Consider the following 15,333-nt stretch of genomic DNA (forward strand, 5'->3'; position numbering starts at 1 on the left):
CCTGGAAAAACTTCGTAGCCTACGCCGCGCTACCGCTAACGTCGGCTCTCGTTGCCGCTGGCTTCCGAACGTTGCTGGTGGGTGCAGTCCTTCGCCGATCATTGCTGAATGATCTTGCGGGTCACGCGTAGCATCATTAGAGTCGTAATGCGTTATCGGCATCAATCAAGGAGTCAAAATTCATGCCGGAGGAAAACGAGTTCTACGACTGGCTGTCGGCCACAGCCCGCGGACACGGGTACGCGTCAGACGCGGCTCTGGCCGAGGCGCTTGAGCTTCAGCAGTCGACAGTCTCGCGGTGGCGAAAGGGCACCCGTCCCCACATCACGCACCTGGTGAAGCTCGGCCGGCTGTTCCGCATGAGCATCGAGCCCATGCTTGTCCTGACCGGGCACGTACCACACGACCTCCTCGGCAACGCCGAACCGCCGGCACCGCCAACCTCACCGACCGTCCGCGAGATCCAGGAGGCGCCTCTTCCCGACAACATCAAGGGCGTCCTCCTGCAGTACTGGGATCAGCGACTGAACGAGGAGCAGGCGAGAGTGGGAGAACTGCTGGAGGTGTTCAAGTCGGCCGACGGTAGCGCGCTCACTCCCGCCGCGACCGCCGACGCCTTCGCCTTGGCCAGTTCCGACCTGCCGCAGCATTTTGCCGACGCCATGCGCGAGGCGGCTCACGTGCTGGAGTCGGTCGGCCGGCGGACGCGGAGAACGGGGGTGACCCGATGAGTGCCCCCAAGAAGCGCGCCCGCGGCAATGGCGAGGGCAGTTTCTACCAGCGAGCCGACGGCATATGGATCGGCGCCGTGACACTGCCGGGCGGTGAGCGAAAGACCGTCTCGTCCAAGGACAAGGCCAAGGCGCGGGAGGAGTGGCGCAAGCTGCTCCACCAGGTCGAGGAGGGCAAGCCGATCACCTCCGGCCGCGGCGTCACCCTGGAGCGCTACCTCAACCAGTGGGTCTCGCTCACGCTGGCCCAGCGGGTGGCCGCCGGGAAGGTGGCCGAGTCCACGATGATCTCCTACTCGGACAACATCAGGCTCCACGTCATCCCGCACATCGGAGGCGAGCCCCTGACGAAGCTGACCCCAGCACGGTTACGGGCATGGCTCCTGGAGCTACAGCGCAAGCCGGCGGCCCGGCAGAAGAAGGCAGTGGAGGGCGGAGACCCGCCGCCGGTGGTGCTCCTCTCCGACCGCACGGTCAACTACTGCCACGCCATTCTCCGGGCCGCGCTCAACGATGCGTTCAAGGACGAGCTGGTCGCGCGCAACGTGGCCATGCTGGTCGAGCCGCCATCGGGGAAGAGCAAGCGCGGGACAGCCCTGACCAGCGAGGAGGCCGACGGGCTCTTCGAAGCGGCGCATCGCCACCGGTGGGGCGTGTTGTGGCTGACGATCCTCGGTCTCGGCCTGCGCCGCGGTGAGGCGCTCTCGCTGCGCTGGGAGGACATCGACTTGGACAATGCGGTAATCAAGGTCGGTCCTTCGCTGCAGCGCCTGCGGGGCGAGCTCGACCAGGAGACCGGACGTCGGCGCGGCCGGCTGGCCGTGGTCCGCGCGAAGACCGAGGGGTCGGACGCGAAGCTGGCGATCCCCCGGGCCGTGGTCATGCTGCTGCGGCAGCACAAGGTGGACCAGGCCACCGAGCGGCTGGCGGCGAAGGTGTGGGCGGACCCGGGGCTGGTGTTCACCACTTCGGTGGGGACGCCAATTGAGCCGCGGAACGCCAACCGGGCATGGAACGCACTGTGCGACGAGGCGGGCATCACGCGGCCGGACGGCAAGCGGGTGAGGATTCACGACCTCCGGCACACCGCGGCGACCTGGCTGCATGGGGAAGGCGTGGACATGAAGACCATCCAGGGGACTCTTCGGCATAGCCGACTCGCCACGACCTCGGAGATCTATACGCACCTCACCGAGGACGTGCAGCGCCGGGCCGCGGACTCGATGGACGGGGCGCTGTCACGGTTCGGCCGCCTCGCTCAATGAACCCGCACGCTGCTGACCTGCGGAAATGTAGGGGCGTGTAGGGATCCAGGTATTGGCTCTGTATGTATAGGCGCGTAGGTGGAACAGGTAAACCCTGCACGGCCCTACACACAACCGCTGAAGTGCAGAAACACGAAGAGAAGCCCTACACGGTCGCGCCGATCCCAGTGCTTGCTAACCCTTCCAGAACCGGATGTAGTCAGATGTAGTCATCCGTATTATGATGTAGTCGTGTCGAACAAGCCGACCACCGTCCGACTGACGGACGAGCAGAAGGCGGGGCTCGACGCCATCGGCAAGCGGGAGGACCGGAGTCGATCGTGGCTCATCTCGAAGGCTGTGGACGAGTACATCGCCCGACATCTACGAAGTGAAAAGACGACTACGAACGGAGGTGAACCTCAGTGAACGAAACGGCCTTGCTACAGCCGTTGCTACAGTCGGCCCCTGGAAACGACTCAGGGAGTCCCTTGAGATCAAGGAACTCCCTGGTGATGCTGTGTGCGGCCGGAGGTACTCGAAACCCCAACCTTCTGATCCGTAGTCAGATGCTCTATCCATTGAGCTACGGCCGCTCGCTGCGTGACCAGCATAGCGGGTCTAGAGCCGTGCCTCGAACCAGATACCGCCCTCACGCCCCACTAGATTCCACCTTCTTCGGCCAAAGGGTGTAGCTCAGGGGCCAGAGCAGGGCGATCAGCGGCACCTTCAGCATGCCGTACATGAAATCGATCAGTGCGCCCGTGCGGGAGGGTTCGTTGACGAGCCAGGTCAGGCCGAGCAGGAGGGCACAGGCGATGGCGTACGCCAGGACGATGCGGAGCCAGAAGATCCACTCGTAGCGGGCGCGGGGCATGCCGCCCGCGGGTGGCTTCCAGGGAGGTGGGCCGTCGGCGAAGCGGTGGCGGAACTTGGCGTCGGCCCAGCGGATCGTGCTGTGGCCGAAGACGATGGAGTACGCCAGGTACGCGGCCGCTATGCCGTGCCTCAGGTCGGCCGTGGCGCCGCCGCGCATGTCCATGACGGCTGCCGCCAGGAGGATCACGTCCAGGAGCGGTACGCAGATGAGAAGGGCGGTGCTGAGTCGGCGGCGGTTCCAGAGGTAGCGGCTGGCGAGGCCGAGTCCGAGCAGGAGCCAGAAGCCGATTTCGCAGCCGATCAGGATGGCGACAATCACGTGTCCCATCCTTGGGGACTCCTCTGGCCGGCGCATCGTCAGTGAAGAGGAGCCTGTGGATACATCGAAGTGTTTATCCACAGGCAGACCCTCGAAGGAGGGAGCGGGGTCTGGACGGTGGTGGGATGGGGGCATGCAACGCGAGGCGTCGTGGGCCGGGCTGGCCTTCGTCGTAGGCCTGCTCCTGATCGTGGGCGGAGCCTACACTCATCGCGAGGTGCCCGAGGGGTGGCTCGCGGTGTCGCTGGCGTTCGTGTGTGCGGGAGTGGTGGTACGGCGGCGGGCGCCGTTGGTGGGGTTGGCCCTGGGCGCTGTGGGGGTCGGCGTTGATCTGTTCGTGGGGCCGTCGTTGCCGACTGTTCTGATATTTACCGACAACGTGTATGCGGCGGCGTTGTACGGGCCCGCGTGGTTCTCGCGGTGGCTACTGGGGGCCGCCACTGTGCTGGCGGTGTTGGCCGGGGGTGTGACAGGGGTCCTGTCGGGCGACTGGCGGCCACTGGCGGTCAACGGGATTCAGGCGGGGCTCGTGCTCGTTACGCCTGTGACCACGGCGATGGTGTTACGCCAGCACCGTGAGCAGGCCGCGGCCGAGCGTGCCAGGGCGGAACAGGTGGCGCGGCTGGCCGAGCTTGACCGGCAGGCGGCCATTGCGACGGAGCGTACGCGGATGGCCCGGGAGCTGCATGACATGATCGCCAACCACTTCAGCGCGATCGCCATCCAGTCGACGGGGGCATTGTCGCGTACGGACCTGGATGCGGTGGCCGTACGGAAGATCATCGAGTCTGTACGGGAGAACAGTCTGAGAGGGCTGGCCGAGATGCGGACCATGATCGGGCTGCTGCGGCAGGAGGGGGATGAGGCCGAAGCCACCCGACCGCGGCTGGCTGACGCGGAGAGTCTGGTCGAACGGTCGCGGCGGGCGGGGATAGCGGCCGATTTCCGCGTCGAGGGGGAGCCACGGGAGCTGTCTCCGGCGGTGGATCTGGCCGGCTATCGGATCTTGCAGGAGGCGCTGACCAATGCGCTCAAGCATGGCGGGCGGGCGGCTGTGGTCAAGGTCGTTTATGAGTCGGAGCAAGTGACAGTGGCTGTGGACAACCCTGTGGATAAGTCTGTGGGTAACCCAGGTAATCCTGTGGATGATGGACATACGGCTCGGCTTCTCGGGGCTGGAGAGGTTCAGGGGGCGGAGGTTCTTCCTGCGGAGGTTCTTCCTGCGGAGGTTCTACCTGCGGAGGCTCTTCCCGGGGCCGGGGCGGGGCTGGTGGGGATGAGGGAGCGGGCCGTGTTGGTCGGGGGGTCGTTCGAGGCCGGGATGGACGGGGGTTTGTGGCGGGTCAAGGCCGTGCTGCCCATGCCGAAGGACGGGAAGGGGCTGTGGGAGGCGGGATGACGATCAAAGTTCTGGTCGCGGACGATCACGCGGCTGTCAGGGCGGGGCTGGTGCTGATTCTCGGTGGGGCTCAGGACATCGCGGTCGTCGGGGAGGCGGCTGATGGGGAGCAGGCGGTGGAGTTGGCCCGCGAGACCCGGCCCGACGTGGTGTTGATGGATGTGCGGATGCCGAAGCTCGATGGCATCTCGGCGACCAGGGAGCTCGCCGGGGTGGCCGATGTGTTGATCTTGACGACGTTCGATGTGGATGAGTATGTCTTCGGGGCGTTGCGGGCGGGGGCGGCCGGGTTCCTGTTGAAGAACACCGACGCGGAGTCGCTGGTCGCGGCCGTACGGCTGGTGGCCAGGGGGGATGGGCTGATCTCGCCTACGGTCACGCGGCGGTTGATCTCTGCCTTCGCCGAGCAGCCGGTCCGTAAGGAGCAGCAGGTGGAGGGGCTGACGCCGCGTGAGCAGGAGGTGTTGGCCGGGATCGGTCGCGGGCTGTCCAATGCCGAGATCGCCAGGGAGCTCGCCATGGCTGAGGCGACCACGAAGACGCATGTGAGCCGGGTGTTGAACAAGCTGGGTCTCAAAAGCCGGGTCCAAGCGGCGATTTATTACTCAGAAGGCCCCCGCTAGTCTGATGGTCGTGTCCGTGCCACCGACGCCTCAGCCGCCGCCGCGCTCGACAACAAGCGCCCCGGGGCCAGGGGATGGGAGCGGCGAAGCGCTAGCCGGGCAAACCACTCCCCAGCCCTCCGGGCAAGCCAGCGTCCCGCCATCCGCCGACGGGCCGAAGCCGCCGCCGAATGGCAAGTCCAGGGGTAAGTCCGTCGGACTGATCATCGGCCTGGCGTTCGCCGGGCTGGTCGCCTACAGCATCGTCAACGCCATCCTGGGCATCGTGATCTTCGTCAGCACCCTCGATGAGAACGGCCCTAACTACCCCATCATCATCTCCTGCACGATCTTCCTCGCCCTCTTCGGCCTCGGTGCCGGGGCGGGGCTGCAACTCCTGCGCAAACCGTGGGCGACCGGCCTGGGCTTGGGGTTCCTTGTCGGCTGGGCGTTATGGTCCATCCTCTCCGCTGGGATCTGCACCGGAATCAGCCCGGACCTGTACGTCTGACATACCGCTGCAGTGGATCAGCGCATCGCCCAGGGCCCGGACGAAATCCTCGAAATCAGCCTCGTGGTCCACGATGCCAAGGATCACCGGGCGGGAGGCGAAAGGGATTACTCCACCGGGATGTACAGGCTGAGCGTCTCGGCGATGCAGGCCGGGCGCTTCTCGCCCTCGACCTCGACCGTCACCTTCAGGTTGGCCAGGTAGCCGGCGGGCGTGCCCTTGACGTCGCTCAGCTCGCCCAGCGCCCTGACCCGCGCGCCGACCGGCACCGGCCTGGGGAAACGCACCTTGTTGAGGCCGTAGTTGACGGCCATCTGGATGCTCTCGACGCGTACCAGCTCCATCATGAACGACGGCAGCAGCGACAGGCTCAGGTAACCGTGCGCGATCGTGCCGCCGAACGGTCCTTCCTTGGCCCTCTCCACGTCGATGTGGATCCACTGGTGGTCGTCGGTCGCGTCGGCGAAGAGATTGACCTGCTCCTGAGTGACTGTGCGCCACTCGGTCGGGCCGAACTTCTCGCCGACGGCCGCCTTGAGTTCCTGTACGTTCGCGAAGGTCCGCATGGCTCCGAACGCTATTGCGCGGGCGGGACGGCTGCCAAGTTGAGCACCCAGTATCTGTCGACCTTGCCCTTCGTGGTGCCCCCGTAGAGGATCGTGCTGGGCTCCGACGAGGTGCCGTTGCTGCTCCAGCCACCGGGGGTTTCGATGCGCGCCAGCCTGCCGGTGTTCAGGTCGTACACGTTTTCGGCCGATCGCAGGAAGCGATCGAGGATGGCATACATCCCGAAGCCCTTCGGGAGCTTCTTGACACCGGTCCCGTCGACGCGCTGGACGACGGAAGTGGTGCCCTGGCGGCCACGGCACCAGACCGGCCCGCACCGCATGTCCTTCATCCCGTCCTTGGTCACAACCTTGGTCACGGTCCCATCGGCCAAGTTGACGATCTTGGACTGGTTGTAGCCGAACTTCTCGAACTCTTCGTCGTCAGTGCTCGCATCGCCCGCCCATGGCCAGCTGATCAAGTGCAGCCCATCAGACTTTGGCACGCGATTGGGAGCACCGTTGGTGAACGGCTTCCGGTATACGCCGCCCTTCCGCGTCGACCAGACGACGCTTTCACCGTCCACGCCGATGGCTTCGACGGCCGCGCCACCGCCGGTCAACGTGACGGCCAGCTGGGCCTTGCCGCCGGACAGCGGGGCCCACCAGAGCTCGGCGACCGTGGTCCCGTCCTTCGAGGCGCTGGAGCACCAAACGACGTTCGTACCATCGGTCGAGACGGTTTGTGTGAAGTATTGCTTCAGTCCCCGAGTCCGGGGGATCTCTGTTACCACCCGGGACTTACCGGTCTTGGCGTCGTACACCTCGATCTTGCCGGCCTTGTCGGCCGAGGGCTCCGCGGCGAGCAGCACCTCGGTGGCGTTGAGGCTGGTGATAGGGCGGTAGCGCCAGCCGTCGGCGTTCTTGGCGGGCATCTGGAAGAGTGCCTGCGGCCAGAGCTTCGCGATCGGCATCCCCTTGATCTGCGCTTGCGGCTTAGCAGTCATGGTCGCTGTCACCGTGACTTTCGGACTGGGAGTCGGAGTCACTTTCTTCCTGGGACGCGGCCGAGCCTCGGTGGTCGCCGTCGTGTTCGGCTGGGCGGCCGTCTCTTCTCCGCCCCCGCTGGAGAAGGCGCCCTGGGCGACGACCGTACTTGTGCTCACCACCCCGGCCACCGCTGCCACCGCGGCCGCAGCGAGCAGTTGCGCACGGCGCCTGGTCCGCCGCCGCCTGCGGGCACCCACCCCGGCCAGCAGGTCGAGCTCGGGAGCCCGATCCGCCGCGTCGCGCAGCGCGCCGCTCAATTCGTCCTCTGTCCTCATGCCCGTCCCCTCTCCAGCACAGCAGGGCGGACCCGGAGCGTGGCGAGCGCCCGGAATGCCTGGCTGCGTACAGTTCCTCGGGAGATGCCGAGGATCGCGGCGATCTCCTCATCCGGCAGGTCCTCGTAGTAGCGCAGGACCAGCACGACCCGCTGCTTCCTGGGCAGCGTCGCGAGCTCCTTCCAGAGCTCGCCGAACGAATGCGTGTCGTGGTAGATGCCTTCGGGGACCTCATCGGTCACGTGCTCTCTGCGCCGCCTGCGCCACCAGCTGATGTGCTGGCGAGCCATGGTCGTGCGTACGTACGCCTCGGGGCTGTCCTTGTTGCGGACCCGGCTCCAGTTGTCGCTCAGCTTGAGCAGCGCCTCCTGGGCCAGATCCGCGGCGTCCTCGGCGTTGCCGGTGATCACGTAGCCGTATCTGACCAGCGCCGCGCCCCTGGCTCGGACGAAATCCTCGAACTCCACATCACCGGGACGCACGAGCCGCTCGCTCTGTTGCAAAGATCTTTACTCGAAACCATCGCGCACGTGTTCGAGTGCGCGCTACAGTTCTAGGGACCGACTCGAACAAGGGTTCGGCCTGGTGGGAGGGGGTGCGTCCGATGACAATACTGGCGACGGCCCCTGCTCGGACACGCCGTAGCGCTTTCTTCCCAAATCTAAGACGGCCGCTATATCCCGCAATAAAGTCCGAGAGCGTGGACCCTGTGCGCAATCCTTACGCCCCCGGAGCCGGACAGCGCCCGCCGGAGCTCGCCGGGCGCGACCGCGAGCTGCAGCAGTTCGAGGTCGTGCTGGAGCGGGTGGCCCGTGGCCGTCCCGAGCGCAGCATGGTCGTCACCGGTCTGCGCGGCGTCGGCAAGACCGTGCTCCTCAACACGTTCAAGTCCATGGCGATGCAGCGGCTGTGGGGCACGGGCAAGATCGAGGCCCGGCCCGACCAGTCGATCCGCCGTCCCGTCTCCGCCGCGCTGCACATGGCGATCCGCGAGCTGGCTCCCCGGCATCGCGCGCCGGAGCGCATCGAGGAGTTCCTGGGCGTGCTCAAGGCGTTCGCGATGCGCGATCCGGCCGCCGCCAAGGGCACCTCACACTGGTCGCCCGGCATCGAGGTGCCGGCCAGCCGTGGCCGGGCCGACTCCGGTGACCTCGAGATCGACCTCACCGAGCTGTTCGTCGACGCCGCGAGCGTGGCCACCGACCTGGGCGTCGGCATCGCGCTCTTCATCGACGAGATGCAGGACGTGCAGCCCGCCGACGTCTCGGCGCTCTGCGCCGCCTGCCATGAGCTGTCGCAGTCCGGCGGGCCGCTGATCGTGGTCGGCGCGGGCCTGCCGCACCTGCCGAGCGTGCTGTCGGCCAGCAAGAGCTACTCCGAGCGGCTCTTCCGCTACGCCCGCATCGACAAGCTCGACCGCGAGGCGGCCGACCTCGCGCTGATGCTGCCGGCGCGGGAGGAAGAGGTCGAGTTCACCCAGGACGCCCTCGACGCCCTTTACGAGGCGGCCGACGGTTACCCCTACTTCGTCCAGGCTTACGGCAAGGTCGCCTGGGATCTGGCGCCGCGCAGCCCGATCACTCTCGACGACGTCAAGGTGTCCGCGCCCGAGGCCGAGGAGGAGCTCGCAGTGGGCTTCTTCGGCAGCCGCTACGAGCGGGCCACCCCAGCGGAGCGCGACTACATGCATGCTATGGCGCAGATCGGCGACGAGCCGGTCGCCACCGCGGAGGTGGCCGACGCGCTGGGGCGCAAGCCGTCCAGCCTGTCACCCGCCCGCGACAGCCTCATCAAGAAGGGGCTCATCTACAGCGCTGAGCGCGGTCTGATCGCGTTCACCGTGCCGCATTTCGGGAGGTTCCTGCGTGCCCAACCGATCTAGGCGACACCCCTAGTCCTCTATTGGGCTGTCTAGTGGGGAAGCTAGATAGCCCAATAGAGTCATATCCTTTTGTCGAGGGTTCTATAGCGCTGTCTAGCGTCAGGCCGATACAGGCGTATAGACCGGCAGAGCGCCGCTGTCCTCGTGGTCGACCACGGCCACCCGTACGGCCGGACGCCGCCCACTGAGATAGACCGCGAACACGACATCGGCCCCATCCCGCCGCTCGAAGGCGAAGAAGCGCCAGCACAGCTCACGCCAGCTGTCGTACGGCTCGACCGCGGCGAGCTGCTCCCGGTGCTGCCGCCAGGGGCCGCTCGACCGGAGCCTGGCCAGCGTGGCCTCCACGGCCGGCCCGGGGCGCTGCTCGCACGGCGCGCGATAACGCAGCCGATCCACCATCTCCTCAAGCTCGGGCGACAGTACGAGGAGCACGACCACCCCGGCGGCCATGAACCACGACGGCTGCATGAAGACCTGCCAACCGGGTCCTTCACCCCATAGCGACAGTACGGCCATCCCGGTGAGCACCATGGTCCTGGCGATCGAGCGCAACCCGACGGGTGCCGCGCTCACCTCGCCGAAGCATCCGCACCCCGCGTCGGGCCGCCGCCGACGTACCTCCAGCAGGACATAGGTGCACATGGCGAAGAACGCGACCGCCATCCACCTGAAGATCGGGTACGTGCTCACCAGCAGCCCGGTCGCGATCACCAGCTCACCGACCGCGCAGACGAGCAGCACCGGAACCTCGATACGGGCGGGCACCAGCGCCGCCGGTCCCAGCCGGGCCAGCGTGCCCATCTCCCCGCCCGAACGCACGGTGGACACCTTCGCCACCGTCCCTAAAACGAGTATCACGATCAGCGCGGGCAGTTGCGATGCCAGCACGAGCGTCACCCCAATCCGATCTGCGCGTTGAAGCACCCTTTGACCAGGTCGCCGCCCAGCTCCACGTACGAGAAAGGCGACAGCTCGGCGATCCGCCCGCGAGGAGAGGTGTCGCACTCGACGCAGCGGTCGCAGAAGCGCCCGGCCACGCAACCGCAAGCCACGATCGGCACGTTAGCGGATCGATTAGTGCATAAGTTCCCGACCTGCAGCATCGATCCGAGGGCGAGGTACGGCAGGCCCGTGCACGACACCTCGGCGTCCGGGCAGTCCACGTCAGAGCGCTCCACCATGGGGTACGCGGCCCCCCGATCCTCCTCGTCGAAGATGTCCGACCAGGTGGCAGTCCCGGAGACGCGTGACTGCAGGCCCGCGTAGGCGGGCGGCGGAGCCGGCACGGCCCGCGCCGGATAGGCGGGCTGCGAGGTCGCGGGCAGCAGGGCCAGACTCGCCCCGCCCTTCCTGATACCGATCGCGTCGAACAGGAACCCCGGCTCGAACCGCGCATGTCGCACCATGATGCGACCGGTCGCACGGTATGGGATGACGATGGTCCGGCGCCCCCGGTGCGGCCCGCAGTCGAGCTGGACCGACAGGTCCTTGCGTCCCTCCACGGACAGAATGGTCCCGGTCAGTCGTGTGATGTCGGCCCAGAGGCGCTCGACCACCCGGCCGTCGCGCAGGGTACGCATGATGACCGTCGAGCCCACGGGCAGATCGCTCGGCGCCTGGTCGCCACCGTGCCAGGCGGTGGCCCAGGGCGCGATGACGAGCCGCTCCTCGGCGCCCTCGGGGGTCTCGATGGTGATCAGATGTGGGCTGATGTCGAGGATGTCCCCCATGATCGCGCGTAAGGGGTCCCCCTCGCCGGAGCCCGGGACTCCGGCCTCCCGGCCCAGCGCCGCGGCCGCGAGCACCCGGCGGCGTTCCACGCTCGGATACCCCATCAGTCCCTCCCTTGTCGCGCTAATAGGGTCACACGACTCCCGGGGCTGCTTCGCCGTACTCCTGCATTCGAGAGCAAAATACGCACCCCTCGGGTCAGAAGTTGACCCCCAGCGACGTACAAACCGCCACCGACCTTGACCTACCTTTGTCGTCGGCGGGCCGAATCCTGAATTCCGGTTACGCCCTATCTTGGCCTTTGGCTGCGATTCTGGCCACGATGCAGACCGCCAGATGGGAAGAGGAGTTCCGCGAGTACGTCGTTGCGCGCGGAGCTGCCCTGCTGCGCACCGCCCACCAGCTCACGGGACATCCGCTGGACGCGGAGGATCTCCTGCAGAACGCCCTGACCAAGACGTACCTCGCATGGGACCGCATCCAGGACAGAGCCGCGCTCGACGGATATGTACGGCGGGCGATGGTCAACATCAACATCTCGCAATGGCGGCGCCGCCGGCTGGAGGAGTACCCGTCGGAGGACCTGCCGGAGGTCGTCCCGGAGGCGGAAGCCAGCGGCGACCTGCACGATCTCCTGGAGCAGGCGCTGCGGCGGCTGCCCGACCGGATGCGGGCCGCGATCGTGCTGCGTTACTACGAGGACATGACCGAGCCGGAGATCGCCAGAACGCTGGGCATCAGCCTCGGCACGGTCAAGAGCACGATGTCACGTGCCATGGCCAAGCTCAGGGTTGAGCTGGGCATTCCCCCTCAACAGCTCCGGCCGTAGCGCAGGGCCGTACGACATCCCGGACCGTACGCAACGTGGTCAGGAAGGCTTCCAGCTCCTTCGCGCTGAGCAGGCTGGTCAGGCACTTGTCGATGTCCTCGAGGTGCCGAGGCAGCACGACTTCGAGCTTTTCCCGCCCCGCGTCGGTGAGCGTGGCGTACGAGGCCCGGCGGTCGACGGCGCAGGCCACCCTGGCCACCAGACCGTCGCGTTCGAGCCGGTCGACGACCCTGGTCACACCACTGGTGGACAGGCCGGTCTGCGCGGCCAGATCGCTCATCCGCAAGCTCTCCCGCGGCGAGCGCCCCAGCCGGAGCAGCGTCTCAAAATCGATCTCGGACAGCCCGGCAGCGCCGAACACCGGCTGCATCCTGGCCGCGAGACCTGCTTGAACCTCCGACAGCAGGCCCATGGCCGTCAACCGGGGGTCATCAATGTTGACCACGTTCATAGCTTATCCGACGATTGTTGACGGGAGGAATATTCCTCGTGTAGACATTTGTTGCCGAAGACATCCGCACAGCAACCATCTTCCGAGGAGAACCCCACCATGAGCACCCGCACTTGGGAAGGCCTGACCGTCCCCGCCGCCGGCACCTACAACCTCGACGCCGCTCACACCACGGTCGGTTTCGTGGTCAAGCACATGATGGTCAGCAAGGTGCGCGGCAGCTTCGGCGACTTCACCGGCTCCGTGACGATCGCCGACAACCCCCTCGAGTCGTCGGCCGAGCTCACGATCAAGACCGAAAGCCTCACCACCGGCGTCGCCGACCGTGACGGCCACCTGCGCAGCGACGACTTCCTGTCGGTCGAGAAGTACCCGACGATCACGTTCACGAGCACCCGCGTGGTGAGCCACTCGGGCGACGAGTTCACCGTGCTCGGCGACCTGACCGTCCGCGACGTCACCAAGGAGATCAAGCTCACGGTCGAGTACGGCGGCGCCGGCACGAACCCCTGGGGCCAGGCGGTATGGGGCTTCTCCATCACCAGCGAGTTCGACCGCGAGGACTTCGGGCTGACCTGGAACCAGGCCCTGGAGACGGGCGGCGTCCTGGTGGGCAAGAAGATCAAGGTCGAGATCGAGGGCGAAGCCAACCCGGCGGCCTGACTCGCTTGATGTCTTTGTTCCGCCCAGCGGCTTGACCTGCTTGACGTCGCGTCTTGCCCAGCGGCGCGACCTGCTTGACGTCGTGTTTTGTACGCCGGACCCGTGTGGCGGGTCCGTGCGCCGAGCCCGCCCCCACCGCGCCTTGGGGCGGGCTTGCTGTCCGGCCCGTTGTCCACAGGAGGTTATTCACAGGCAGTGGATAACCTTTGGACAAGGCTGGACGGGGAACCGCTTTGCCGCGTTGGCAGAAGGCCGGTACGCTGTCCTGAGCCGCGTGGCTACCAGGAGGATTCGCCTAGTCAGGTCTATGGCGCCGCACTGCTAATGCGGTTTGGTGGCAACACCATCCGGGGTTCAAATCCCCGATCCTCCGCACGTCGAAGGCCCTTCCCAGATTCTGGGGAAGGGCCTTTTTCGATCTCTGTGGGGCTCAGGGTTGCAATTGGCTTCCAGCCAGGGCCCCAGAGCGCCTCGTCCATGCGGTCGCTGGCGTCTCTCATCTGCATCGTTGCTACGTGGGTGTAGCGCTCTGTGGTCGTGACTCGGGTGTGGCCGGGGATCTCCTGAACCACCCGGATGTGTACGCCTTGCTCGATCAGCAGGCTCGCGGCGGTGTGCCGGGCGTCGTGGACTCTGGCGTCTGATCTGGGCGCGGGGCTGAGCATCTACCCCCACGCCCACCAGTTGTCGCAGTTGCCCTACGCCGTCAGCGCGGTGTCACTGCGATCCCCCTCCCGCCCCCGCGATCCGCAGAAAGTGGCTACTATCTTGCATCGCAATGGTGGCCGAATGAGCAAAAGAACCGCGGGCTCCCGCCGCCTGGGGATCGTAGCCCTGCGGTGCGCCCCGCGGACGCGGTCTGGCGCCACTGAACATCCAGAAGGTGGCGTGCGTATCTATTGTATGCGTCGCGTGATCATCGCTAGCAGGGTAGTACGTTGCCTCGCGCCCGCCCCCAGCGAGCAATCCCGGTGAACAGGCCAGCTGACCCTTTTACTTATGTACGATTTCGTCCCAGGTTGGAGACGTACGAGGAGGCATCGTAGTGGTCGTGCCGACAAGGCTCGGGAGGATTGCAGTGGCTGTGGCACTGGCGTTGGCCGCATTGACCGCCAACGCGGGGAGCGCCGTCGCCGAGCCTCGGCCTACCCCGCAGGCCAGAGCCAAGGCGAAGGCCAAACTGGTCAAGCTCAACGAGCGAGCCGACAAGGTGGTCGAGCAGTACAACCAGGCCACCGAGACCTACGCGAAGGCCAAGAAGAAGTACGACGCCCTCAACGCCGAGGTCGGCCGCAAGAGCGTACAAGCCGACGCCCTGCGCAGAGACCTCGCCGCGGTGGCGGTGAGCAACTACCAGTTCGGCGAATTCGCCGGCTGGCAGCGCTTCACCGTCGAGGGCACTCCCGAAACGACCCTGAGCGACATGGCCGCCCTCGACCAGATGGCCCAGATCAGAGCGGCGAAACTGCTCGCCTACGAGGCGACCACCAAGGACCTGCGCGGTCAGCGCGATGAGGCCAAGACCGTCCTGGCCGAGGCCGACGACGCGCGCGACAAGGTACGCGGGCAGAAGACGGAAGTCGAGAAACTGGTCGCCGCACAGACCAAGATCCTGCGCAAGCTGGGCGCCTTCCAAGCCGGCGACCCCAACAGCACCGGCATCAAGTACACCGGCCCAGCCTCCGGCAACGCCCGCATCGCGCTCCAGTTCGCCTTCGCCCAGGTCGGCAAGCCCTACCAATGGGGCGGCACAGGACCGAACTCCTTCGACTGCTCCGGCCTCACCCAGGCCGCCTGGCGTACCGCGGGGGTCGAGTTGACTCGCACGACCTACACCCAGTGGAGCTGGGGCGCCAGCCGTCGCGTATCCCTGGACGAACTGCAGCCCGGCGACCTGCTCTTCAGCAAAGGACTGGGACACATGGGCATGTACGCCGGTAACGGGAAGATGGTCCACGCGCCCCAGACCGGAGACGTCGTCAAGGTGGTCGACCTCGACGACTACTGGCGCAACCGCCTGCTCGGCGCGGTCCGCCCTTGACCCCACCAGAGCTTGACCCCACCAGAGGACGATGGCCGATGACGGGACGGGCCGAACATGTGGCGCTGTTCGTAGCCTCCTGATCGCCCTTCCTGCTCGCTCGGGGTTCCGTTTTTCGACCGGTCTCGAGGTCACTTACTGCAGAGCCCTCGCGGACAGACAGTCTGCTCACGCTTGC

Annotated in this window: 17 protein-coding genes, 2 tRNA genes and 1 pseudogene; 11 read left to right on the plus strand and 9 right to left on the minus strand. The window is 66.5% G+C overall.

All coding sequences use genetic code 11. The features are described from left to right. The first annotated feature begins 182 nt into the window (after nt 1-182). From AB0H88_RS37755 to AB0H88_RS37765, 3 genes are all read left to right on the plus strand, one after another. Complete coding sequence (locus tag AB0H88_RS37755) at nt 183-731, plus strand: helix-turn-helix transcriptional regulator (protein WP_357653140.1); 549 nt, start codon at nt 183-185, stop codon at nt 729-731. Further along, entirely contained in the window at nt 728-1,996 is a 1,269-nt protein-coding gene (locus tag AB0H88_RS37760; RefSeq protein WP_357653142.1) for a tyrosine-type recombinase/integrase, read from the plus strand. The genes AB0H88_RS37755 and AB0H88_RS37760 overlap by 4 nt, the downstream gene beginning before the upstream one ends. A gap of 231 nt (nt 1,997-2,227) precedes the next feature. Then, nucleotides 2,228-2,404, plus strand: a complete 177-nt coding sequence (locus AB0H88_RS37765; RefSeq protein ID WP_357653145.1) for a ribbon-helix-helix domain-containing protein — start codon at nt 2,228-2,230, stop codon at nt 2,402-2,404. Nucleotides 2,405-2,498: 94 nt separating this feature from the next. Here AB0H88_RS37765 and AB0H88_RS37770 read toward each other — a convergent pair. Together AB0H88_RS37770 and AB0H88_RS37775 are read right to left on the minus strand one after the other, a co-directional pair. Further along, nucleotides 2,499-2,571 (minus strand) — tRNA-Arg (locus AB0H88_RS37770). 56 nt (nt 2,572-2,627) lie between these two features. After that, a complete protein-coding gene (locus tag AB0H88_RS37775; protein WP_357653148.1) occupies nt 2,628-3,173 on the minus strand; it encodes a hypothetical protein in 546 nt (181 codons plus the stop codon). Nucleotides 3,174-3,306: 133 nt separating this feature from the next. Between AB0H88_RS37775 and AB0H88_RS37780 the strand changes: the two genes are divergently transcribed. The 3 genes from AB0H88_RS37780 to AB0H88_RS37790 are packed head-to-tail and all read left to right on the plus strand — an operon-like array spanning nt 3,307 to nt 5,685. Continuing rightward, nucleotides 3,307-4,572, plus strand: coding sequence for a histidine kinase (locus AB0H88_RS37780; protein WP_357653150.1), 1,266 nt, complete (start codon nt 3,307-3,309; stop codon nt 4,570-4,572). Next, complete coding sequence (locus tag AB0H88_RS37785) at nt 4,569-5,195, plus strand: response regulator transcription factor (RefSeq protein WP_357653152.1); 627 nt, start codon at nt 4,569-4,571, stop codon at nt 5,193-5,195. The genes AB0H88_RS37780 and AB0H88_RS37785 overlap by 4 nt, the downstream gene beginning before the upstream one ends. 10 nt (nt 5,196-5,205) lie before the next feature. Next, complete coding sequence (locus tag AB0H88_RS37790; protein ID WP_357653153.1) at nt 5,206-5,685, plus strand: hypothetical protein; 480 nt, start codon at nt 5,206-5,208, stop codon at nt 5,683-5,685. 107 nt (nt 5,686-5,792) lie between these two features. Here AB0H88_RS37790 and AB0H88_RS37795 read toward each other — a convergent pair whose 3' ends face one another. From AB0H88_RS37795 to AB0H88_RS37805, 3 genes are read right to left on the minus strand one after another with little or no spacing between them, the layout of a single operon-like run. Then, the gene (locus tag AB0H88_RS37795; RefSeq protein ID WP_357653155.1) at nt 5,793-6,251 is read right to left on the minus strand and encodes a MaoC family dehydratase; all 459 of its coding nucleotides are present in this window, start codon (nt 6,249-6,251) and stop codon (nt 5,793-5,795) included. A gap of 11 nt (nt 6,252-6,262) precedes the next feature. After that, complete coding sequence (locus AB0H88_RS37800; RefSeq protein ID WP_357653157.1) at nt 6,263-7,537, minus strand: hypothetical protein; 1,275 nt, start codon at nt 7,535-7,537, stop codon at nt 6,263-6,265. A gap of 14 nt (nt 7,538-7,551) precedes the next feature. After that, nucleotides 7,552-8,037: a SigE family RNA polymerase sigma factor gene (locus tag AB0H88_RS37805; protein ID WP_357653160.1), complete on the minus strand. Its 486-nt coding sequence runs from the start codon at nt 8,035-8,037 to the stop codon at nt 7,552-7,554. Nucleotides 8,038-8,255: 218 nt separating this feature from the next. On the opposite strand from AB0H88_RS37805, the gene AB0H88_RS37810 reads away from it, so the two are divergent. Further along, nucleotides 8,256-9,437, plus strand: coding sequence for an ATP-binding protein (locus AB0H88_RS37810; protein ID WP_225301324.1), 1,182 nt, complete (start codon nt 8,256-8,258; stop codon nt 9,435-9,437). A gap of 99 nt (nt 9,438-9,536) precedes the next feature. Here the strand turns inward: AB0H88_RS37810 and AB0H88_RS37815 are convergent, their stop codons facing one another. Both AB0H88_RS37815 and AB0H88_RS37820 read right to left on the minus strand, forming a co-directional pair. Next, nucleotides 9,537-10,328 carry a MauE/DoxX family redox-associated membrane protein gene (locus tag AB0H88_RS37815; protein WP_357653162.1) on the minus strand — a complete coding sequence of 264 codons (792 nt, stop codon included), beginning with the start codon at nt 10,326-10,328 and terminating at the stop codon, nt 9,537-9,539. 5 nt (nt 10,329-10,333) lie between these two features. After that, nucleotides 10,334-11,275 (minus strand): hypothetical protein, encoded by a 942-nt coding sequence (locus AB0H88_RS37820; protein WP_357653164.1) that lies wholly within the window; start codon nt 11,273-11,275, stop codon nt 10,334-10,336. A 218-nt stretch (nt 11,276-11,493) separates the two neighbouring features. Between AB0H88_RS37820 and AB0H88_RS37825 the strand changes: the two genes are divergently transcribed. Further along, nucleotides 11,494-12,000, plus strand: coding sequence for a SigE family RNA polymerase sigma factor (locus AB0H88_RS37825; RefSeq protein ID WP_357653166.1), 507 nt, complete (start codon nt 11,494-11,496; stop codon nt 11,998-12,000). Here AB0H88_RS37825 and AB0H88_RS37830 read toward each other — a convergent pair. Then, entirely contained in the window at nt 11,957-12,451 is a 495-nt protein-coding gene (locus AB0H88_RS37830) for a MarR family transcriptional regulator (RefSeq protein ID WP_357653168.1), read from the minus strand. The genes AB0H88_RS37825 and AB0H88_RS37830 overlap by 44 nt on opposite strands. A gap of 99 nt (nt 12,452-12,550) precedes the next feature. Between AB0H88_RS37830 and AB0H88_RS37835 the strand changes: the two genes are divergently transcribed. Next, entirely contained in the window at nt 12,551-13,114 is a 564-nt protein-coding gene (locus tag AB0H88_RS37835; protein ID WP_357653171.1) for a YceI family protein, read from the plus strand. 284 nt (nt 13,115-13,398) lie between these two features. Beyond that, nucleotides 13,399-13,487, plus strand: a tRNA-Ser gene (locus AB0H88_RS37840). A gap of 148 nt (nt 13,488-13,635) precedes the next feature. On the opposite strand, the pseudogene AB0H88_RS37845 reads toward AB0H88_RS37840, so the two are convergent. Further along, nucleotides 13,636-13,779: pseudogene (locus AB0H88_RS37845) on the minus strand (tyrosine-type recombinase/integrase); the annotation flags it as partial. A 413-nt stretch (nt 13,780-14,192) separates the two neighbouring features. Between AB0H88_RS37845 and AB0H88_RS37850 the strand changes: the two are divergent. After that, nucleotides 14,193-15,155: an NlpC/P60 family protein gene (locus AB0H88_RS37850; protein WP_357653173.1), complete on the plus strand. Its 963-nt coding sequence runs from the start codon at nt 14,193-14,195 to the stop codon at nt 15,153-15,155. The last annotated feature ends 178 nt before the right edge of the window (nt 15,156-15,333 follow it).

The organism is Nonomuraea sp. NPDC050680 (assembly GCF_040654555.1).
Lineage (GTDB): Bacteria > Actinomycetota > Actinomycetes > Streptosporangiales > Streptosporangiaceae > Nonomuraea.

Bases quoted from the DNA above. Each gene is read 5' to 3' on its own strand.
- AB0H88_RS37755 (WP_357653140.1), top strand. From the start codon at position 183: ATGCCGGAGGAAAACGAGTTCTACGACTGGCTGTCGGCCACAGCCCGC.
- AB0H88_RS37760 (WP_357653142.1), top strand. From the start codon at position 728: ATGAGTGCCCCCAAGAAGCGCGCCCGCGGCAATGGCGAGGGCAGTTTC.
- AB0H88_RS37780 (WP_357653150.1), top strand. From the start codon at position 3,307: ATGCAACGCGAGGCGTCGTGGGCCGGGCTGGCCTTCGTCGTAGGCCTG.
- AB0H88_RS37785 (WP_357653152.1), top strand. From the start codon at position 4,569: ATGACGATCAAAGTTCTGGTCGCGGACGATCACGCGGCTGTCAGGGCG.
- AB0H88_RS37795 (WP_357653155.1), bottom strand. From the start codon at position 6,251: ATGCGGACCTTCGCGAACGTACAGGAACTCAAGGCGGCCGTCGGCGAG.
- AB0H88_RS37820 (WP_357653164.1), bottom strand. From the start codon at position 11,275: ATGGGGTATCCGAGCGTGGAACGCCGCCGGGTGCTCGCGGCCGCGGCG.
- AB0H88_RS37825 (WP_357653166.1), top strand. From the start codon at position 11,494: ATGCAGACCGCCAGATGGGAAGAGGAGTTCCGCGAGTACGTCGTTGCG.
- AB0H88_RS37830 (WP_357653168.1), bottom strand. From the start codon at position 12,451: ATGAACGTGGTCAACATTGATGACCCCCGGTTGACGGCCATGGGCCTG.
- AB0H88_RS37835 (WP_357653171.1), top strand. From the start codon at position 12,551: ATGAGCACCCGCACTTGGGAAGGCCTGACCGTCCCCGCCGCCGGCACC.